We start from the raw sequence: 21,276 nt of genomic DNA, 5'->3' as shown, positions 1-21,276 counted from the left end.
CTATTTATCATTTAAGTTTGGCGCCCAAGCATTTTGAATTGGCATCACATCTTTTACAGAAATTTTGTTAGGTATTAATCCGATGCGGCAAAAAACATCCGCCTGCTTTTGCTGTGGTTGAATGATATCTTCTGAAATATTATCTACACCATATTGTCTTCTCTCAATTGCTCTCTTCAAAATTTCTTCTTTCAAACCAAGCGTTTTCGCAAGAAGTTGGACTACCTCTTTTTTATGTTTGTTCGCCCATAAATCCGATTTGTTTGTTTCTTCTAAAATAATCTTAATTAACTCAGGGTGTTTCTTTGAAAAATCATGATTAGAAAAATAAAAAGTCCGGTTTGGATACTCATTACCACCATCTATAAGAGTGATTGGTTTTAAGTCATTTTCAAGTCCCACAAAAAACGGATCCCACGAAGCAATCGCATCTACTTGTTTTGTTTCAAATAATGCTCTTCCTTCAGAAGCACCTTTCGTGTAAACAAATTGAACTTCCTCTAACTTTATCCCCTCTTTTTCTAATGCTAATACCGTTAAATAGTGGTGATTGCCTCCTTTTACTACTGCAATCTTTTTCCCCTTCAATTCTCCTATTTTTGTAATGCCAGAATCTTTCGCTACCATTAATCCCACACCCTCAGGATTCGGTTTATCAGCACCTACATAGACAATTGGTTTATTTGTAGCTTGAGCAACAATACCAGGCCCATCCGCTCCAGGCCCATAATCAATATTTCCAGTAGCTAAAGCTTCCATAAGTAATCCACCTGTCGTGAAAAGCTTCCATTCTACCTTATATCCCTCTTTTTTCAACCTATCTTCTAAATAACCATTCTCTTTTAAAATGTTAAGCGTATTCCCTTTTTGATAGCCAATCCTAATTGTTTTATCTCCTTTTTCTTTTCCGGCTGTTTCTTTATTTCCTAAACTACATCCAGTTAAAATGGTTAATACACTCAATATTGTTACGACATAAATATAAAAAATACTTTTCTTTTTCTTCATTTTCCCCACCTCGTTCATATTAAAATTACTGTGTCGAAACTGTTGTATATCATGTATCTCCCCCTTTAAATGCAAAAAGAGACTTATTCCAAAAAGCGAAATAAAGTCTCTAGTGGTCTAGTCAACTCCTAAATTTAATTAACAATAATTGTAAGAATATTATTCCGATTAGTCAAGTATGATTTAATTGAAATATAACTTAAAAAAGAGCTATTTCAAACCGAAATAGCTCCTTCACTTATTCAATTACTCGCAATGCATTTATCAATGCTTACTTCGTTTTTAGTGCTTCTAAACGTTTTTCCCACACATCTTGTTCTTGTAACTTCTTTTCATAAATACTTTTTACCTTTTTAAAATGTTTAACAGCTTTTGGATAACGGCTGTGATTTCCATTTTGCAAGAGAAAACAGCCTTTCTTCCAATAATATTCAATAATTTCTCATGGATGCTTGTCTGTGAGTTTATCTACCAACTTATCAAAGCTTTTATGCCTCATCATCATATAATACTTTCCCCAGCAGCATACATCTCCAAAACCCTGTTCACAAACATCAAATCAAATTCCTCTGGATCAAATTCTCCGAGCCATTCTTCCATTCCTTCGTCTAGTTCACCTTCACCTTTTAATGCGGTTTGAATTTCGTTATACATATAAACTCCTCCGCAATCTTCAGGTGGGCATGCACGTTTTCCTTTTTGACATATAGGAACAGTAATCTCCTCATCAATCGGTAATATTTTCTCGAGTACGAGCTGGTGATCCCAATCATCACCAAAGTCATATGTATAACTACATTTTTGTTTTTCTTCTGTTATTAATTCTCCTACCTGCGTTTCTTGTGCATCGTATTTTTCAACAGAGGATGGGAAGAAATCAAATGAATCGTCTCGAAATTCAACATGTGTATCTCCAGTATCAAAACTGTATAAATGAGAATTTTGCCACCCCATTACAATTTGAATCACATCATGTAACTCTACAAATGTTATTTGATTAGCAATTAGAAATCTTCTCCAAATTGGTGGGCGAATTCCCTTTAATGTAACTTTAAATTGATAGATAGCAGGTTTCACAGGCTTTTTTTCTCTTACCTCTTCTACATCTTGTCCACCAACAAATTTTATAATTTCGGCCAAACGTTCCTTTTCTTGAGGAGGCATGACGTTCCAAAGATCCGTTTTTTTAATTTCCCCAATCAGATCTAATACGATTTTATTTATTAACATATTGAACACCTTTTTTCTTTTAATTTATAGGAATCCTTATAAAGTGAAACTTTAATCAGCAGTTCCAACTCTCTTAATCGGTATCAGCTTACTAACCGGCACACTCGCATCATGCGTGACAGCAATTGATTTTGAAAAATGATTTAAATACTTTTTTCGATTATCATCAAGTGCGCTATCATACTCATCAAGAATAATATAACCTGGAGATGCTTCAATTGTTTTCAGTAATGCGAGAGCAAAAAGTAGTGAAGATAATCATTCGTTACATTGTGCTCTTTACGTACATATAAACGATCAATCTTTTCAGCACTTTTCATTATGTATGATTGCACAAATTGTAATACATCCATACTTCCACTTCCTTATTTATATTCTTTCTTTCTTTATTGTAGCATAGGTTTAAAATAGATATTTTTCTCTATTGAATTGATTTATCTAAGGCAAACAAAAAAAGACCACTTTAACAAGTAGTCCCCTCTCTACATCTGTATCCTTTGTAAAATTCGAATCTATTTTTGAAAAACTATTAATCACTCTATTTTTTTCAATAACTTAGCTACATATATTTCATGAGAAGTATTACGAAAAAAAGAAAAAAACAAACCATCTAGCTCTTCTGCTAACTCCTCGTTTATCTCTTCACCGTCCTCATCATATAATTCAAAGTTCTCATACTTCCATTCATTATACTTTTCTTCAACTAGATCCTTAAAGCTGATCCAATGTTTTCCGAGGTTTGATGTGTAAGTAGCAGTCCAACTATTAATATGAATTGTATCTAACAGCTCATCCAATTTAGATTCAAAAAGCATGGAAGCATCATTTTCCCCCAATGTCTTTTCAATCTCTTTTAGATTCTCTTTTGTCATTTTCTTGACCTCTCCAGAATAATCATAACTTACTCTACCATTGTATGGGTTAATAAATGGTTCTTTCGTAGCTTCCCATTTAAACGCAACATGCTCGTCTATAATATCCATAATCATATGAGAAAGGAGCAAATCTATTTCTTTTTCTTCCATTCCAATCATCCTCTTTCATTTTTCGGAATTTTGAACATCAGACTTCTGTTTCTTACTTATGATCGGGATTCAATCTACATGAGGAAGTTTTGTTAAGGTGGCTGTAATAGTTTATTTCTGCGGAGTAAGCGTACAATTTATGACCATGCTGATCCAATTTTAATAAAGTGAAACTTTAATCAGTGGGTTTTTTCTTCCCCCCACTGATTATCAGCCTTCACCAATCGGGCTTTTACGGGCAGTTTATCTCCGACCTACCTTCTTTGCTTGCGCCGAATTTTGAGGTGGAAGTATTACTGCTCGTTAATGCGGGATAAACTGTATATTTTTTCTTGCGGCAAGATTTCCTTCTTTATCTTCTTTCTAAATTGTACTACAAAACAGCCGGAAAAGAACGTACATTCGTATAATCATCATAATCAATAAAACGATATCAACCGTTCCTTCAAATATATCAGCGATTTTCCAAATATATCGACCGTTTCTCACCATATATCGGCGATTCAGCACAACATATCGATCAACCGACAAATTTCGCCATCTCATTCCAACAAAAAAGAGTTTCCCCTCACACTTAAATTATTCACAAAAAATAAAATAATAAGAATAATTAATATAATGTTACTTAAAACCCAATATTAAATAGCATGTTCTCCTACTGAATTTGATTCTGCGATATTTTTTGCATATACTTTTCTTATAAATAAAAAAAGGAAGTGCATTACATGATCGATACTTTTAGTAAATTTCTTGAAATAACGAATAACATTTTATGGTCATATATTCTTATTGTAATGTTAATCGGTCTCGGACTTTATTTTTCTTTTAAGTTAAAATTTGTACAAATTAGCCATTTTGGTGACATGATACGATTAATCAGTAATGGGTTTAACAAAAAGACAAAGAAAAAGGATAGTATATCCCCGTTTCAAGCATTTTGTTTGAGTGCAGCAGCTCGTATTGGTATCGGAAACTTAGCTGGTGTAGCGCTAGCTATTTCAATGGGCGGACCTGGTGCAGTATTTTGGATGTGGTTCATCGCGATTATTGGAGCCGCTACAAGCTTTGTAGAGTGTACACTTGCACAAATTTATAAGGTCAAAGACGGACGTGGATTCCGCGGGGGTCCTGCTTATTATATGGAAAAGGGCTTAAATAAACGCTGGATGGGCGTTTGGTTCTCACTCCTCATTACCGTTACTTACGGATTAATTTTCAACTCTGTACAAGCAAATACAGTAACATTAGCATTTGAAAATGCTTTTGGTTTGGAACGTTACATCGTAGGAATTGTAATGGCTACACTCGTTGCGATTATTATTTTTGGTGGTATTAAAAGCATTGCACGTATTACAGAAACGATTGTTCCGCCAATGGCTATTGTTTATATCGCCGTAGCTGTTTTTGTTGTGATTAAAAACTTCTATATATTACCGGATGTTTTTCTAGAAATCTTTAGAGGTGCATTTGGTTTAGATCAAGCAGTTGCGGGTGGCATTGGGGCAGCAATGAAGTTCGGTATTCAGCGCGGTTTATTCGCAACGGAAGCTGGTATGGGTAGTTCACCAAACGCTGCCGCTACATCGGATGTCTCGCACCCTGTAAAGCAAGGACTTGTTCAAGCGCTCGGCGTTTTCGTTGATACATTTTTAGTATGTACTTCAACAGCATTTATAGTCCTATGTTCCGGAGTATATAAGCAAGCAAATTTAGAAGGAATTGAGTTAACACAAAATGCATTAAGTTCTCAAATTGGCCCATGGGCAAGCAGTTTCTTAGCGATTATTATTTTCTTATTTGCGTTCAGTTCATTACTAGGAAACTACTATTATGGTGAAACAAATATTGCATTCATTAAAGAAAGTAAAGGCTGGTTAATGATTTATCGTGTTGCGGTAGTTGCGATGGTTGTATTCGGATCCGTTGCGACACTTCAAACAGTTTGGAATATGGCCGATTTATTTATGGGTCTGATGGTATTTACAAATTTAATTGCCATTACCCTTCTTGGTAAGTTTGCATACGCCGCTTTAGCAGACTATATAAAACAAAAGAAAGCTGGAAAAACCCCAGTTTTCCAAGCTGATTCTATTCCTGGCTTACAGAACACAGAGTGTTGGGAAAAAGATAATTCAGAAAAAGAAAAACAAGCCGTATAAGAAAACAAATTCAATTTCTTACTATGAAAAATCCCCCTTATTACAATTCCATTTGTAATAAGGGGGATTTTTTTGCTCTCGTTTGAATTAGAGAAAAGTGTGCTGCGTTACTTATTCAATCAAATAATTTTAAAAATTGCAAAAATACATATCATTTTTCATACATTATGAGTTTTTCACTGCTTCAATTTTTAAAGATTCTTCGTGCCACCAAAGTGCTTCTTCTGGGTCTTGCTTCGCTATTTCGTGTGCTTCTTTTTTTGTTTCTACAGTCGGGTACGAACCTTTTAGTGCACGACCTGACGTTGTTATAAATAGTAGGCTAAATACAAGTAAGCCGATGACGCTGACACCAGTTAAATAAAATGCGGGTGCTAGTGCATTTCCAGTAGCATGAACTAAATATGAGCATACGAGTGGTGTTGTTCCACCAAATATGGATACGGAGATATTAAATGATATCGAGAGTGCACGATAACGTACATCTGTGAAAAAGAGAGATGGTAATAAAGAAGGCAGTGTTCCTTCATAAACACTAAGGAAGAAACCTAAAATAATGATACCTATAAAAATTGCTGCAATATGTCCATTACCGATTAGTAAAAATGCAGGAATTGAACATAATGTCAAACCGAGTAATCCGAATTGTACTACACGTTTATTACCAACTTTATCGCTTAATTTCCCGAAATAAAGCGCCAGTGGAATCATGAGTGCCATCGTAATTGAAATAATAATTAAACCAGTCGTTTCTTTGACTTTTAATACTTGTGTTAGATAAGAAGGAATATAAGAAAGGATCATATAGTTTGTAATATTAAAGAAGGCTACAATGACTGTGCTTAAAAGAAAATCTTTTTTATGATATTTCAAAATATCAATGAACGAAAATTGTTCATCTTCTTCAGAATCTTCCTGTGCCTTTTCCATCTCTTGGAATATAGGGGATTCATCTAAATGGCGGCGTAAATATAAACCGACCAAACCAATTGGTGCAGCAATTAAGAACGGGATACGCCATCCCCAGCTAAGCATTTGTTCATCTGTTAACACGACTGTCAAAACAGTAACGATGACTGAAGCTGCGATGTAACCAGATAGCGTCCCAATTTCAAGGCCACTGCCGAGTATACCACGCTTCTTATCAGGTGAAGATTCAGCGATATACACCATCGCTCCTGAATATTCGCCTCCTGTGGAAAATCCTTGAACCATACGAGCAACTAATAATAAAATTGGTGCCCAAATTCCAATTTGTTCGTATGTGGGTAGTAGCGCGATAAATAACGTAGAAAGTGCCATTAAAATAATCGTTGTGCTCAGCACAATCTTTCGGCCATATTTATCACCAATTCTACCGAAGAAAATACCACCAACCGGCCTAACTAGAAAGGCGGCAGCGAATGTACCAAATGTGAGTACAAGCTGTAAACCACTATTGTGAACACCAGAGAAGAATAATTGACTTAAAATAACGGCTAAATACGCGTATAATCCAAAGTCAAACCACTCCATCGCATTCCCGATACCAGTAGCAACAACGGCTTTCCTGGCCTGTTTTGGGTTCACTACATTTACATCTTGCGGGCTAAAATCTAAATCATTTTTTGGTTGCATATAATAAAAACAGCTCCTTATTTCATTTAAAATCATTAAGCACACTTTCTCTTAGAGAATAAATTCAATACGAAGCACTTAAGGAAAAGCACCCTCTCCTTACCTGTTACTATTGTTTCATAAAATCAATTCCCTGTCTAACGATGTGGAATACAAGTCAACATATAAAGCGCTTTCATTTTAAAAACTACACCTTGTCAATATTTCAATACCATCCGGATACCCCCCTATTTCATATAGAAATATCGAGTATTCTTATCCCATATTCGTTATTTTTCAAAGATATCGCTTATTTCTCAAGATATATCCGTAATTCAACAAATTTCATAATTCACCAAAAAAAATTAAAAAGCTACCTCAAAAAGTAGCTTTTGACAAAGAAATTCGGTCCAAAATTACATCTGGCACCTGTGCCACAATTTCCTCTCCAATTTTCAAGCTCGCTGTTGCCGCTGGAGACGGTGCATTACAAATATGCATAGAATTTATACCAGGAATAATGCAAAAATCATCTACCATATTTCCATTGGATAAAATCGCCTGCGCTCTTACACCGGCATGAGTCGGAACGATGTCTTTTTCTGTGAGCTCTGGTATTAAGCGCTGCAAGCTTTTAAGAAACGATTTTTTACTGAAAGAACGAATCATTTCCTTCATGCCTTCTTTCATATTCGGCATTGCCATTTTCCAAAAGCCGGCGTATGTCATTGTTTCCATGAAGTCTTTTATATCAAAGTCTTTTTTCGTGTAACCTTCACGCTTGAAACTTAATACGGCGTTTGGCCCAGCATGTACGTCCCCGTTGATCATTCTTGTGAAGTGAACACCAAGGAACGGGAAGTCTGGGTTTGGGACAGGATAAATTAAGTGTTTGACAAGGTGACGTTTTTCTGGGACGAGTTCGTAATATTCACCTCGGAACGGTACGATTTTCATATCTGTTAGTATTCCTGTTTTTTTAGCGATTCGGTCACTATGTAATCCAGCGCAATTAATGAGAAATTTTGTTTCGAAGACACCTTTGTTTGTTTCGATTGTAACGAAATCTTTGTGTTCAAAAATTTGTTCTGCTTTTGTGCCTAAGTGTACTTCTCCTCCGCTTTCTTCTATAAAACGGGCAAATGCATGACTGACTCCTTTATAATCGGCAATGCCGCAAGACGGAACGCGAATGGCTCCTAACCCTTTTACATGGGGCTCGATTTCTGCTAGTTCCTCTTGATCGATTTTCGAAATATGTAACCCATTTTGTAAGCCTCTTTCATACAAGTTATGTAAAAGAGGGAGTTCTTCTTGTTCTGTCGCGACGATCACCTTGCCGCACATGTCATAGGCAATGCCATTTTCTTTGCAGAACTCAACCATCGCTGCATTTCCTTCTTTTGCGAATCTCGCTTTATAGCTGCCTGGTTTATAGTAAATACCGGAATGAATGACACCGCTATTATGTCCTGTTTGGTGATGTGCAAGTTCATCCTCTTTTTCGATGACTGCGATTTTAGCATGTGGAAATTTTTTCGTTAAGGCCCTTCCAGTTGAAAGACCGACAATTCCGCCGCCGATAATTAGAAAATCATACATGTAACTTCCCCCTTATGTCTGTATCCCCTATATTAGGAAAGGCAGGCCTTGTGAAAAGACCCGCCAAATCTATTATTTAGAAAAGCAACCGCGCTGACGCATAAGCTCGCGATATAAATCTTTATTTTTCTCAAAAGCCGCGCGCCCGTGCATCCAAAATAGATTATTTAAAAGAACTAAATCTCCAACTGGTAATTTTAATGCGTGCGTTGCTGGAGAATTCTCCACAGAGTGTGATAATTCCTTCAAATATGTTGCCTGTTCAATGTTATCAGGATAAGCGAATTGATCGATAAAGCAAATGCATGGTGCATTGTTTACATCAAAAAACGTTTCACGGTATACGATTTCCTGCGCATTTTTACTTGGCGGTGCTTTGTACGTAACCTTTACTGATGCGAGTGGATGGTTGCGGAACTTATCAAGCTCTTCCCAATCATCTAAATGAAGTAGACGTGATTCACCACCTACTGCATTTTGTTCCTCAATTTTCATCATAAGAAGCCAATCTGTCGGTTCATCGACAAAAGTCCCGTCCGTATGGAGCGTAAATAATCGATATGCTTGGCGAAGATACGAATCGCTACTGTCTGTATCCTTTACGTTAAATCTTGCATAGTACGTTCCTGTCATCGCATCAAAGTTCGACGTACCAATTAAATGCGTTAATGCCGTTGCGAATTTCACATAATCTCCTGCATCTGTCGTTTCGCCTTGTACCCCAATTGTAAATCCGCCTGTTTCACGGTCATGAATAATACCGCGAATATTTTCCATAAATAAATCACCAAAGAGTTTTTTCATTTGATCTGCGATAATAAAGCGGGAATACGGAATGTATTGCAGTGATTGCTCAGAATGGTCTTTTACCTCCTCAAAAAACTGCCCAAGCAACTGTGCATCTAACACAATATGATACAACCGTTTATGTTCTGGATGAGGAACAATTTCATACCCCTCATATTTCTTTGCGAACTTCATCTTCACTTCTTGCTTCGTAATCACTGACATGTTATTTCCTCCTTTAGTTTAAGTAAACAAAAAAACCAGTCATACGCATCTACAATACAAATTGTAGAAAACGTACAACTGGCTTTAAATTACGAGTGTTCTTTAATCTCTTAAAGTACAGTAATAATAGACAGTTTGTTATTTTAATATGGGCAGACAGAAAATGAAGATCGGATATAGAGAAGGCTAATTTCTCATATGGATCTTATCACTTTACAATTAAATGATAATTCAAAATATTCACACTGTCAATATGTTTTTTATTATTGTTGTGTACAAAGAAACATCATCATTCACGTTTTATTATCCGTAATACTTCATTTCAGCATTTTCTTTTTTCGCTCGAATCGTGATCCTTCCAGTGAATTGTGGCGGATTCTCATAATTTTTTTCCACTTCATCGCACATAGCTTGCAATATCGATTCTAATTCACCTAATGTCGTTTCTTTTGATAAGCTGTGTACTCTTGCAATTTCAATACTTTTAAACGCACCATTAACATGTGATAGTTCTTCTTCGCCGAACCCTTTCACTTCAAACTCTACTTTCATTTTCTCCATGCCATTTCCTCCCGCTCTTTACTCTCACTTTTATTATAGTATGAAATGGCATATTCTTCATCTCTATAAGTTAGAGCGTTTTCGATTTCTTTAACATGTGCTTTTCATTTTCTTTCTCTCGCCCACACGCTTTACACATCTTACAAGTTTTCACCACACCATTTTCCGTACATCTTCTTTTCTGTTTTCCACCTTGATTTAACTTTGACATTTTTTTAGCCTCCTCATTCATTTAAAAATAAAAAGCCAGTTATATTCCGCTCACCAAATAAGCTGAAATATAACTGGCTCTCGTTTATGAATGTACTTTAGGAAATAAAGTACGATAAACTGGGCAGTTTGTTATAGATTTGTTTCTTCATATTCTTCTTGTGGTTTTTCGCCGTTTACATAGCTTGTATATTGTCGGTACAAGTCTTTTAACGCACTAATAATCGCATTTTGTGCTTTTCCTTGATAATGGTGCGAGATTTCTTGCGTGATTTCTTCAATGCCATCTCGTAAACTATGTCCTCTTAACATTTGAGCAATAAAGTCTCTCCCATGTTCTGTAGCAAGGGTACATGACGCTTCAATAATAACGTGATATTTATGATCTGCTTCTATTGTAATTGTTAATGTTTCATAGACACTGCGCACAGCCATCCCTTTCGGAAGTCTTGAGTGTCCTGCCATGAAAAAAGTTCCTTTACGCATGTTCATCCCCCATTTATAACTTATAATTGATCGATATATACTGTTTTTACTCTTGTATAAAATTCTGCAGCTGTTTTTCCTTGTTCACGAGGTCCAGCGCTAGAATTTTTCATACCACCAAATGGAACTTGCGGCTCTGCTCCTGCCGTTTCTGAATTAACATGAACCATCCCAACTTCCATATCATCAATAAATTGCTGGGCTAGACTGAGATTATTTGTACAAACAGATGCGCTCAGTCCGTATTCTGTATCATTCGCTACATGAATCGCTTCTTTATAATTGTTCACCTTAAACAAACAGATAACAGGACCGAAGATTTCTTCTTTCGCAATTCGTGCATCGTGTGGTACGTCTTCAAAAATCGTCGGCAACACATAATATCCTTGTTGTAACTCATCTTCTTCTGGTACACTGCCTCCGCAAAGTAAAGAAGCCTCTTTCTTTCCTACTTCAATCATCGATAAAACAGAGTGCTGTTGGCTTTCAGATACGCATGGCCCCATAAATGTATCTTGCTCAAATGGATTGCCAACCTTTAGTGCCTTTGTGCGTAATAAGAGCTCATTTCGAAACTCTTCATAAATAGCTTCTTCAACAATGACACGACTTGTCGCTGTACATTTTTGCCCTGTTGACACGAATGCACCTTTGATTGTAATATCAATTGCTTTCCCGATATCAGCATCCTTTAATACGACTAATGGGTTTTTCCCTCCCATTTCTAACTGCACTTTCTTTCCGCTTGCAACCGCTGTTTGCTGAATCGTTTTTCCAACGCCATTTGAACCTGTAAAAGAAATCGCTTTTATATCCGGGTTTTCTGTTAATTCCGTTCCAACGACGGAACCTTTCCCAAATACACAATTGATCACTCCTGGTGGAATTCCTGCCTCATGAAAAGCATTCACAAGATGATAGACTGATTTTGGCGTAATTTCAGCCGGTTTTATGACAACCGTATTCCCGTAAATAAGCGCCGGTGCCATTTTCCAAGCTGGAATCGCAATTGGGAAATTCCACGGTGTAATGAGTCCGACCGGCCCAACTGCGACGCGTTTACTGTAAAGCATCGTATTCGCATTCACCGAAGGAATCATTTCTCCCATCGGCTGATTTGCTTCTCCTGCATAATATTCCAAAATGCTGATCGCTCGCTTCGTCTCGCCGATTCCTTCGGCAAGTGTCTTCCCTTCTTCACTCGTTAAATCTTGGCCAATCTCCGTCACTCGTTCTTTTAAAATCTGAGCTGCTTTCCATAAGTAACTAGCGCGCTCATGAAACGATAACCGTTGCCAACTTTGAAACGCTTCTTTCGCTGATGCAATCGCAGATTGTGTATCTTCCTTTGAGCTTAACGGAAATTCACCTAATACTTCTCCGTTATGCGGATTGTAGTTTTTCGAATATTGATCGGTAGATGGCTCTTTCCACTGGCCGTTTATATAATTTAAAAACTTCATTGCTCTGCCTCCATCATCGTTTCCTATTTTGATAGTTTTGCAATTGCCGTTTCAAGAATATGAAGTCCTTCCTCCAGCTGTTCATCTGTTATAACAAGCGGCGGTAAGAAGCGTAGGACATTTCCATAAATACCAGCGCTTATTGTGATTACACCTTTGCTATGCGTTTCTTGCATAATCGCTTTTATTTCTTCTGTTGCCGGTTCTTTCGTATTTCGATCCTTTACAAGCTCGATTGCTACCATAGCCCCAAGGCCTCTGACATCTCCAATACATTCATATTTTTCCTTCCAGCTATTGAACACTTCCATCATACGACTGCCGATTACTCTAGCGCGTTTTACTAACTGCTCTTCTTCAATTACATCTAAAACAGCGAGTGCAGCTGCGCAAGCAACTGGACTTCCTGAGAACGTACCACCAAGTTGTCCCGGGCCAGGTGCATCCATCAATTCCGCTCTTCCTGTCACTGCGCTAAGCGGCATACCTGCAGCAATCGATTTTGAAAATGTCATTAAATCAGGAGCAACGCCAAAATGATCCATTGCAAACAATCTTCCTGTACGAGCAAAGCCCGTTTGAATTTCGTCTGCGATCATAATAATTCCATATTTATCACAAAGGTTTCTGACGCCCCTCATAAACGTAGTGCTTGGAACGATAAATCCACCTTCCCCTTGAAGCGGTTCTAAAATGATGGCAGCGATATTGTCACTTGCTACTTCTTCTAACATAAAGCGTTCGAAATACGCTAAAATTTGCTCATCTACTTCTTCTTGCGTTAAACCATTTTCCGCGCGGTAATAATATGGATAAGGAAGCTTGTACACATCTGACGCAAATGGACCAAATCCATGTTTATAAGGCTTTACTTTACTCGTAAGCGACATTGTCATCAGTGTACGGCCATGATACGCGCGCTCAAACGAAACAACAGCACTCCGTCCAGTCGCTTTTCTCGCGATTTTGATCGCATTTTCTACCGCTTCTGCCCCGCTATTAGCGAACATCGTTTTTTTCTTGAAATCTCCTGGCGTTAATTCATTCATTCTCTCAGCTAGCTCAATATAGCTTTCATACGGTGCTACGTGAAAACAACTATGAATAGAAGATGCCACTTGGCTTTGAATAGCTTGTACAACTTTCGGATGACAGTGCCCGACATTTTGCATACCAATCCCGCCGGCAAAATCGATTAATTCATTGCCATCTACATCTGTAATAATCGCTCCCTTTGCCGACCCGACATACAACGGTGTAATATTATAGGGACCTTGAGGGACCGCATTGTTTCTTCTTTCATGTAAACTATTAGATTTTGTCGTTACAATATTTTGCTTTTCTTTTAACATGGAATATACCCCTTTCTTACTCCTTCTCTAAGCTAACTTCTGAATCTTTTATTATTGTAAAATCTTTGTTTATCGGTACGCGCTTATTTCTATCTCTTATAAAATAGATTGCGATTACGATAGCAGTCGCTAAAATTGTCATATAAAATTGCATACGCATATCCGCGATAAATGCTTGTGCAACAAATATCGTAATAATCATCGCAAGCGTTACATATGTGAGATACGGGAACAACCACATTTTCACCTTTAATTTTCCAGGGTCTTCCCGTTCTGCCTTTCTTCTTAACCGAATATGAGATACGGCAACGAACATATACATCAGCATCGTAACCCCGCCTGAGCTATTCGCTAAAAAAGCAAATAGTTTATCAGGAGAGATAAACTTCAGCATGGCGCAAATGAATGCAAATACGATACTTGCATAGATCGCCCAAACCGGTGTCCCGCGACTATTTAACTTAGAAAATACACCTGGTGCGTCCCCTTTTTTCGCAAGTGAAAATAACATACGAGAACTCGTGTATATTCCAGAATTCATAACCGAAAGGAGCGACAGAAATACAACTCCATTCATGATTTCCGCAGCCGCAGGAATCCCTGCCATCTGAAATAAACTTGCATAAGGCAGTTTCAATAATTCTGCATTGTTCCACGGCATAAAAAGAACCAAAATCGATACAGAACCTACGAAGAAAATCATAAGGCGCCATACAACGCTATTAATTGCTCGTATTACATTCTTCTCTGGATTGTCAGATTCCCCAGCCGCAATCGCAGCGACCTCACTCCCCGATAAAGAGAAAGAAATAAACACAACACTAAGTAATATTGGCATAATCCCTTTTGGGAAAAAGCCTCCGTTTTCAGTAATAATCGAAAGACTTGGCCTGTCTACACCAGGAACAATTCCAAAAATCATCGCAATTCCTAACGCTAAAAATGCTAGAATCGCAACAACTTTAATAAACGCTAACCAATATTCAAACTCGCCGTATAACTTTACCGAATAAATATTTGTCATTGTCATAATGATCAAAACAAACAAACTCGCAATCCATGTTGGTATGGACGGGAACCAATTGTTAATCATCACCCCTAATAGCACTGCTTCAATTGCGATAATGATGAGCCAATTGAACCAATATAACCAACCAATTGTATACCCTGCCCAAGGCCCAATCGCTTTATGAGCGTATGTCGAAAAAGAACCACTATCAGGATTTACCGCAGCCATCTCCCCAAGCATCCGCATCACAAGTACAACCATTAAAGCTCCGATAATATAGGACAATATAGCAGCTGGACCTGTTGATTGAATAATTGCCCCACTTCCTACAAACAATCCGCCCCCGATTACCCCGCCAATTGAAATCATCGTGATATGTCTGGTTTTTAAGTCTTTTTGCAATTCCTGTTTTTCTTTCGTCAAAAAGATCACCAACCTATAATTATTTATTTGCCTAAACCCTTCGAGTGAGCATATATAAGGTTGAAATATCACTATGATTGATAACGCTTTCCTTGAATTCTTCTACAAATGAGTCACCTGCTCAGCACACCCACACTCAGCTTTTTTCCTATTTATAGGAAAAATAAAAAGAGCCAGAAAAACAATGTAAAAGTTACATTGGATTTTACTGTCTCTATCCCTATGGCTCGTCTTCCTGCTAAGGAAGTTCAAGTGGAAAGAAGCCCATCATCTTCTATGAAATTAAACGAAATTGTATCCGGGCATGCAGAGAGGCTAATCACTGTCATCGGATAATAAGATAATATTAATACAAATAGACTGAATATTCAACATTTATTTTAAATTCAGTTATATGTCATAAAAAGCGAAATTTATCAATTCTAAAACATATACTGTTCAAAAGCAAAAAGGAAGTGATCTCCATGTATTTCGGATCAAAAGGATGGTACGTAGCGGAGCTTAAAAAATTAGGCGTCCGTTATTTGGAAGGAAGAAAATTAGAAAGCTATCGAGGCCATGTTTTACGTAACTTATTAGCTGCAAAACAAGAAGAACTTAAAGAAAAGTAATCTATGTATACATCAATAAGACGATATCGATCGTTCTTTCGAATATATCGGCGATTTTTTTAATATATCGACCGTTTCTCATCATATATCGGCGATTCGACATAGGATATCGACCGCTCGACAAAGTTCACGCCGCTACGCACACAAGAAGAGGCTATCCTATAAAAGGATAGCCTCTCTATCTATTATAAACGGTAAGCCGAAACGTCATTACCTTTCCACTCATAGTAATCTAAAATTCCAGAGTAAATCGCTTCTGCAGCACGTTGTCTCCATTCTGGGGAGGATAGTTTTTCACCATCGATCTGGTTGTCAACGAATCCTAATTCTGTTAATACAGCAGGCATCGTGTTTTCTCTAACAACGTAGAAGTCGCCTTCTTTTACGCCTCTGTCACGTGTTCCAAGTGCGTCCACAAGACGATCTTGAATTTTTTCTGCGAGCATGCGGCTTTCGTCTACATATGGGTTTGTTTGGCTTGTTGCTGATCTATAGTAGTATGTTTCTGTGCCACTAGCGCTTCCATCAAAGCCATTGCCGTGAATACTTACAAAGACATCACCATGATTTTCTTGTGCAAATTCCACACGTTCTTGTAAAGAGTCTTTTGCATCCGTTCCTGGTCTTACGTCAGTTTCACGTGTTAACAATACAGTGAATGGTGTTTTTTGTTCAAATAATTTTTGTACTCGTAAAGATGTGTCCAGTACAATTTGACTTTCATCCACGTTTACGCCTTCATGGCCTGGATCTACACCACCATGACCTGGATCAATAATAATTGCTTTTCCTTCTAAGAAGTTGACTTGGTTTAATTGATTTTTATCAAGCCATTGGAAACCAGCGTTTGTACGAATACGAATCCAGCTTCCTTTTTCTTCAATAACTGTTACAGTTTGCGGTCCATATTTTCCTAATACTGTAGAAGAATGAGATGCTTCTTGATATGTAGTAAATGCTTTATCGATATGCTCTGTTTTTTCTTTTAACGGCGTCCATTTGTCACCGTTATCCGTTACGATCTTTAACCAACCATCTGCACGTTGTTCTTTCACTATAATAATTTGCGGATTATGTTGATTAGATGTAATACCTGATGATAGTGATGGCTCATGATATGTAATAAAGTTTCTATTCATGTACATTCTTTTCGATGTATCTGCTTTTCCCATATCTGTTTGTGCGATAAATTGAGCTGCTTCGGCACGCGTTACAATCCCATCAGGTTTCCAGCCATGATCAGTTCCGTTAGAAATTTCTAGACCAACTAAAATATTAGCTAGTTTTTCACCCCAATGACCTTTTAAATCATTAAACTGTGTCGGTAATTCCCCAATGATTTTGTTTTCTAATCCATAAGCATTCACAAGCATAGATGCCATAGAAGCACGATCGATATTGCCGGACGGATTAAAATTCCCTTTATCATCACCTTGAATGACACCTGCTTTTTCTACAGCTGCGATGTATGGCGCTGCCCAGTGAGTTTGTGAATCTTTGAAAGTTGGTTTTGCGCTTTGATTAATCTCTAATCCTAGTACCATCGCCATTAGTTTTGCAGCTGAACCTCGATCAATCGTTTCAGTTGGCCCAAAAGTGCCGTCGGGCTTTCCATGAAGCGCTCCTTTATCAACTAAATAGTTCACCGAGTTTTCGGCCCAGTTTGGAACGTCCGGAAATGTTTGACTTGCGGCTGAACTACTTAATGGGGCAGATAGTAAATTTACTGCTAGAATTCCTGCTGCGATTACTCCGTATTTCATTAAAACTTTTCTCCTCTCAAATCTTTTCAACAATTTTTTCTATTAAACAATAAAAAAAGTACAGGCAATATTCTCCCTCTACTAATCTACCATTCAATAGCAACTAAATTAGTGTATGCCATTATTATCCTAGAGTAAACACGTATATCGATAACAAATATTAAGTATTTATTACAGGGAATTTACGGTAATATATTAGAAGATGTTGATGTTATAGCAATCTCGTTAGGAGGTTAATGTAAGAATATACATTAAGTGGTTTTTGCTGATATAGAAAAAAGTGATTGGCTTATACCAATCACTTTTCATATATATGTTAAAAATAATTATTCAAAGTTCTCTTGCACGTACATGCTACCTTCTTCAAAAGGAAGCTTTTTTGTGTCAATTTTTTTTGCATGACCTGTTTCTAAATCTGTTTGGTATGTTGAAAAATCCCAGATTGCCTCTCCATTGTCATAATTAGCTATCATAAACTTACCTTTGTCTAGCGCTTTGAAATGATTCCCAGCAATCCCAATTTCAGAATTAGAATCATTAATTGTTACTGCTATTACTTTTCCCTTATTAATATAAAAAACCTTTCCAATAGATAAATTCGAATTTTCAGTCTGAACTGCTACAAAAAAATCTGGTGATCCCTTACTCACAAATCCACTTTTTCGAGAGGTATTAAATGTGAATTCACCAATTTGTGCTTCTTGTAAATACAATACGGAACTCGTCGATTGAAGTGCAAGTTGATATGTCCCTTTGTATATCTCATCCCCAGCTGCAGCCCCTGCCCATATATCCACCTGCGTTTCATGTTTTTCATTGTTCGCAAACACATGCAATGTATAAGTATCCCCTTCAACAGAATTCATAGCAACGGTGTAACGGCTCTGCACTTGCAGATTCACTTGTGATCCTTGTATTTTCTGGCTCACTTTTTCTTCTTTCTTATTGTCTTTACTAGGATTAACAGCCTTATTTTCTTCCTGTACAGTATTTGTCTTGTCCTCGCATCCTGCTAGTAAAAAACTAACAGCTATTCCTCCCGCCAATACTTTTTTCATACTATTCCCCCTAAAAATAATTAAACCGTAACATACAATATTATATTATCTCGAATTTAAAATAACTAGTATTATCCCCTCTTAATCGTCTAAAACAAAAAGCTGATTGAAAATGCCTTTACATCAGCACTTTCAATCAGCTAGCTCTTCCTAATTTCTATTCTATTATTCTTCGATTAACTCAGACATCACATAAGCAAACACAAGCGCCTCTGTATGCGCAATCGAGCTTTCATGCGTACGTTCAAATGCATGAGAAGAATCAATTCCCGCACCGATTAGGGCGTGTTTTACATCAAAACCTGCGCGGATTGCGACAGATGCATCTGATCCATAGTATGGATAAATATCTACTTTATATTCGATATTATTTGCTTTCGTAAGCTCTACTAAATGTTTACGTAAAGCGTAGTGGTATGGACCGCTAGAGTCTTTCGCGCAAATAGATACTGTGTATTCATCTGATGCTTGCCCATCTCCCAGTGCTCCCATATCAACAGCTAAGTATTCTACTGTTTCTTCTGGAATATTTGAGTTACCACCATAGCCGATTTCTTCATTATTAGAGATCAAGAAATGAGTTGTATATGGCAATTTGATATTTTCGTCTTGTAATCTTTTAATTAATTTTAATAGGATTGCTACGCTTACTTTGTCGTCTAAGTGACGTGATTTTATGTAGCCGCTCTCTGTAATTTGGACGCGTGGGTCGAATGAGACAAAGTCCCCTACTTCAATTCCGAGTTCACGAACTTCATCTGCTGAAGATACGCGCTCATCAATGCGAACTTCAATATTTTTTTCATCGCGTTTTGCTTCACCTGCGTCTTTGTAAACGTGGACAGATGTTTGGTGCATTAAGATTGTACCTGTATATGTTTTTCCGCTTGCTGTTTCAATTTCGCAATATTCCCCTTCAACAGAGTTCCAGCGAAATCCGCCGATCATCGATAAGCGAAGGCGACCATCAGATTTAATTTCTTTTACCATTGCGCCTAATGTATCAACGTGAGCAGTTAGTAAGCGGTGCTGCTCGTCGTTTTGCCCTTTTAACGTTAAGATAAGCGCACCTTTATTGTTACGCTTCGTTTCTACATTCCATTCTTTTACGTAGTTTTCAATAAAGTTAATGATTTTCCCTGTGTTTCCAGATGGACTTGGAATAGAAACAAGCTGTTTAATAAGTTCCATTGTTTCTTTTGCATGATGTGCCAATGTTGGTCCCTCCACTTCATTTTTCTAATATTCAGTATAACGGAATTGTCACGAAACCACTACTAATAACGTTAGGGATTTTTAAATATTTCACCTTTACAATTACATAATTATGGTAAAATATTTTATAGTACATTTGAATAACAAAGGGGATTTCTTGTAATGAAATTAACGAAAAAACATGTAGAAATTGCATTCATTTGGTTTTTAGCATCTTTGTTTTGTTTACAAGTTTCTTATGCTCTTCATACCTCTACTGCGATTATAATTGGATGGGTGCTAACAGGAGTGTTTTTTATCATGAGTCTTTTTGTAATTAAAATAAAGTGAAACTTTAATCAGTGGGGGTTTTCTTCATCCCCCACTGATTATTAGTTGAACCAATCGGGCTTTTACAGGCAGTTTATCTCCCACCTAACTTCTTTGCTCTCACCGAATTTTGAGGTGGGAGTATTACTGCCCGTTAATGCGGGATAAAACTAGCAAAAGCCAAATAACAAAAAGCTCAACCTTTCTAGAAATGGGTGAGCTTTTCATCTATATATACTTAATTACTTATTTTCCTGCTCTACTGGCTTGCTGAAAAAGTCATTTAATAGCCGCTCGTACAATTTCGTATTCTTCGGTATGTTGTACAATTCTCTATTCCCGTCAAGTTTCATTTGCAAGGCTCCTGTTTCAGTGTTTAGCCATAGACGATAGTCCCCAACCTGATACAAGTGTTTGCTGTTTTCCATATCATTCTCTCCCTATCTAAAATAGATCCCATCTATCAAACTACTCCTCCGAAACATCCAGCAAATAGATTCCTCTTTCAAACCCACCGCGCTCTTCTTCTTTTTGCTTACGAAGACGTTCAATATCTTCCAATGTTGCACCTTCTGCACGCGCTAGCGAAATAATGATTTCTAGTGCATCCGCAAGTGAGTCTAATGCGTGTTCTCGCTCTTTCATTGAAGCGAATTCACGGATTTCTTCTGTTCCGATTTTCGCTAATGCTTCTATGTATGCTTGACCTGTTAATTTTTTCGACGTATATGTTTTTCCAGACATTAAAATCTTTTCTGGAACACGATCTCTAACTAGCTTGTTATAAGTTGACATAGTCTCTCTGTCGCTCCTCTCATTCCTTACAATTTACCTAATTCTGCATTGTACATAAACCATACTTTCTTTACGTACGCGCTTCCCAAGTCTCGCCCTTTTTCCTTCGCATATGGACTAGGGAAATAATATACATCATAATCCTCTTGCTTCTCTCCATATATCACCCGCAGTGATTCTGGTATCGCTTCTTGATATGGATTCGGTCTCTTTTGAATTTCTCCCTGAAAAGCAATAGTAGGATGTCCCGAAAGAAAAATCGCCGTTCGGACTGCCAAATACGGAGTGCTATGCAACGTAATGTACATAACAAATAAAAGTATAATCACAATAACCCTTTTTCTCATCTATATCTCCCAATAAAAAAGTGCTAACACAATTATACTAAAA

General features: G+C 37.3%; 24 protein-coding genes. 3 read left to right on the top strand and 21 right to left on the bottom strand.

Annotated elements, in window-relative coordinates; translation table 11 throughout:
• The 6 genes from LOK41_RS14510 to LOK41_RS14490 form a co-directional block, all read right to left on the bottom strand.
• Positions 1-1,008 carry an aliphatic sulfonate ABC transporter substrate-binding protein gene (locus LOK41_RS14510; protein WP_241817155.1) on the bottom strand — a complete coding sequence of 336 codons (1,008 nt, stop codon included), beginning with the start codon at positions 1,006-1,008 and terminating at the stop codon, positions 1-3.
• Positions 1,009-1,279: 271 nt separating this feature from the next.
• On the bottom strand, positions 1,280-1,411 hold the full coding sequence (locus LOK41_RS28980) for a hypothetical protein (protein WP_262386279.1): 132 nt from the start codon (positions 1,409-1,411) through the stop codon (positions 1,280-1,282).
• Between the two features lie 98 nt (positions 1,412-1,509).
• A complete protein-coding gene (locus LOK41_RS14505) occupies positions 1,510-2,238 on the bottom strand; it encodes a plasmid pRiA4b ORF-3 family protein (RefSeq protein ID WP_241817154.1) in 729 nt (242 codons plus the stop codon).
• Between the two features lie 224 nt (positions 2,239-2,462).
• Positions 2,463-2,591, bottom strand: coding sequence for a hypothetical protein (locus LOK41_RS28975; protein WP_262386280.1), 129 nt, complete (start codon positions 2,589-2,591; stop codon positions 2,463-2,465).
• Between the two features lie 180 nt (positions 2,592-2,771).
• Positions 2,772-3,263: a hypothetical protein gene (locus tag LOK41_RS14495; protein WP_174103172.1), complete on the bottom strand. Its 492-nt coding sequence runs from the start codon at positions 3,261-3,263 to the stop codon at positions 2,772-2,774.
• A gap of 363 nt (positions 3,264-3,626) precedes the next feature.
• Positions 3,627-3,809, bottom strand: coding sequence for a hypothetical protein (locus LOK41_RS14490; RefSeq protein WP_241817153.1), 183 nt, complete (start codon positions 3,807-3,809; stop codon positions 3,627-3,629).
• A gap of 179 nt (positions 3,810-3,988) precedes the next feature.
• Between LOK41_RS14490 and LOK41_RS14485 the strand changes: the two genes are divergently transcribed.
• Positions 3,989-5,422 carry an alanine/glycine:cation symporter family protein gene (locus LOK41_RS14485; RefSeq protein WP_241817152.1) on the top strand — a complete coding sequence of 478 codons (1,434 nt, stop codon included), beginning with the start codon at positions 3,989-3,991 and terminating at the stop codon, positions 5,420-5,422.
• Positions 5,423-5,587: 165 nt separating this feature from the next.
• Here the strand turns inward: LOK41_RS14485 and LOK41_RS14480 are convergent, their stop codons facing one another.
• From LOK41_RS14480 to LOK41_RS14440, 9 genes are all read right to left on the bottom strand, one after another.
• Complete coding sequence (locus LOK41_RS14480) at positions 5,588-7,039, bottom strand: MFS transporter (RefSeq protein WP_347269304.1); 1,452 nt, start codon at positions 7,037-7,039, stop codon at positions 5,588-5,590.
• A gap of 357 nt (positions 7,040-7,396) precedes the next feature.
• Positions 7,397-8,620: an L-2-hydroxyglutarate oxidase gene (gene lhgO, locus LOK41_RS14475; RefSeq protein ID WP_241817150.1), complete on the bottom strand. Its 1,224-nt coding sequence runs from the start codon at positions 8,618-8,620 to the stop codon at positions 7,397-7,399.
• Between the two features lie 72 nt (positions 8,621-8,692).
• A complete protein-coding gene (gene glaH, locus LOK41_RS14470) occupies positions 8,693-9,631 on the bottom strand; it encodes a glutarate dioxygenase GlaH (protein WP_241817149.1) in 939 nt (312 codons plus the stop codon).
• A gap of 303 nt (positions 9,632-9,934) precedes the next feature.
• A complete protein-coding gene (locus LOK41_RS14465) occupies positions 9,935-10,192 on the bottom strand; it encodes a hypothetical protein (protein WP_241817148.1) in 258 nt (85 codons plus the stop codon).
• Between the two features lie 70 nt (positions 10,193-10,262).
• Complete coding sequence (locus tag LOK41_RS14460; RefSeq protein WP_241817147.1) at positions 10,263-10,403, bottom strand: hypothetical protein; 141 nt, start codon at positions 10,401-10,403, stop codon at positions 10,263-10,265.
• A 131-nt stretch (positions 10,404-10,534) separates the two neighbouring features.
• A complete protein-coding gene (locus tag LOK41_RS14455; RefSeq protein WP_174102005.1) occupies positions 10,535-10,888 on the bottom strand; it encodes a DUF3870 domain-containing protein in 354 nt (117 codons plus the stop codon).
• Between the two features lie 20 nt (positions 10,889-10,908).
• Positions 10,909-12,351, bottom strand: a complete 1,443-nt coding sequence (locus LOK41_RS14450) for an aldehyde dehydrogenase family protein (protein ID WP_241817146.1) — start codon at positions 12,349-12,351, stop codon at positions 10,909-10,911.
• Between the two features lie 23 nt (positions 12,352-12,374).
• A complete protein-coding gene (gabT, locus tag LOK41_RS14445; RefSeq protein WP_241817145.1) occupies positions 12,375-13,703 on the bottom strand; it encodes a 4-aminobutyrate--2-oxoglutarate transaminase in 1,329 nt (442 codons plus the stop codon).
• Between the two features lie 16 nt (positions 13,704-13,719).
• Positions 13,720-15,135, bottom strand: a complete 1,416-nt coding sequence (locus tag LOK41_RS14440; protein WP_277818632.1) for an amino acid permease — start codon at positions 15,133-15,135, stop codon at positions 13,720-13,722.
• A gap of 464 nt (positions 15,136-15,599) precedes the next feature.
• Between LOK41_RS14440 and LOK41_RS14435 the strand changes: the two genes are divergently transcribed.
• Positions 15,600-15,746, top strand: coding sequence for a YflJ family protein (locus LOK41_RS14435; protein WP_174102002.1), 147 nt, complete (start codon positions 15,600-15,602; stop codon positions 15,744-15,746).
• 185 nt (positions 15,747-15,931) lie between these two features.
• Here LOK41_RS14435 and LOK41_RS14430 read toward each other — a convergent pair whose 3' ends face one another.
• The 3 genes from LOK41_RS14430 to LOK41_RS14420 form a co-directional block, all read right to left on the bottom strand.
• Positions 15,932-17,509 carry an N-acetylmuramoyl-L-alanine amidase gene (locus tag LOK41_RS14430; RefSeq protein ID WP_241817144.1) on the bottom strand — a complete coding sequence of 526 codons (1,578 nt, stop codon included), beginning with the start codon at positions 17,507-17,509 and terminating at the stop codon, positions 15,932-15,934.
• 326 nt (positions 17,510-17,835) lie between these two features.
• The gene (locus LOK41_RS14425) at positions 17,836-18,567 is read right to left on the bottom strand and encodes a hypothetical protein (protein WP_241817143.1); all 732 of its coding nucleotides are present in this window, start codon (positions 18,565-18,567) and stop codon (positions 17,836-17,838) included.
• Between the two features lie 165 nt (positions 18,568-18,732).
• Positions 18,733-19,782 carry a M42 family metallopeptidase gene (locus LOK41_RS14420; protein ID WP_241817142.1) on the bottom strand — a complete coding sequence of 350 codons (1,050 nt, stop codon included), beginning with the start codon at positions 19,780-19,782 and terminating at the stop codon, positions 18,733-18,735.
• Positions 19,783-19,944: 162 nt separating this feature from the next.
• Here LOK41_RS14420 and LOK41_RS14415 point away from each other — a divergent pair, with 162 nt between their 5' ends.
• Positions 19,945-20,112 carry a hypothetical protein gene (locus LOK41_RS14415; RefSeq protein ID WP_241817141.1) on the top strand — a complete coding sequence of 56 codons (168 nt, stop codon included), beginning with the start codon at positions 19,945-19,947 and terminating at the stop codon, positions 20,110-20,112.
• A gap of 221 nt (positions 20,113-20,333) precedes the next feature.
• Here the strand turns inward: LOK41_RS14415 and LOK41_RS14410 are convergent, their stop codons facing one another.
• From LOK41_RS14410 to LOK41_RS14400, 3 genes are read right to left on the bottom strand one after another with little or no spacing between them, the layout of a single operon-like run.
• Complete coding sequence (locus LOK41_RS14410) at positions 20,334-20,519, bottom strand: hypothetical protein (RefSeq protein WP_098359332.1); 186 nt, start codon at positions 20,517-20,519, stop codon at positions 20,334-20,336.
• 40 nt (positions 20,520-20,559) lie between these two features.
• Positions 20,560-20,886: a nucleoside triphosphate pyrophosphohydrolase gene (locus tag LOK41_RS14405; protein WP_174101998.1), complete on the bottom strand. Its 327-nt coding sequence runs from the start codon at positions 20,884-20,886 to the stop codon at positions 20,560-20,562.
• A gap of 26 nt (positions 20,887-20,912) precedes the next feature.
• Positions 20,913-21,233, bottom strand: coding sequence for a hypothetical protein (locus LOK41_RS14400; RefSeq protein WP_241817140.1), 321 nt, complete (start codon positions 21,231-21,233; stop codon positions 20,913-20,915).
• Between the last annotated feature and the right edge of the window lie 43 nt (positions 21,234-21,276).

This window comes from Bacillus sp. TL12 (genome assembly GCF_022625245.1).
Classification (GTDB): Bacteria; Bacillota; Bacilli; order Bacillales; family Bacillaceae_G; genus Bacillus_A.
Note: the sequence above shows the minus strand (reverse complement) of the source record. Positions and strands in the feature narration are given on the sequence as shown.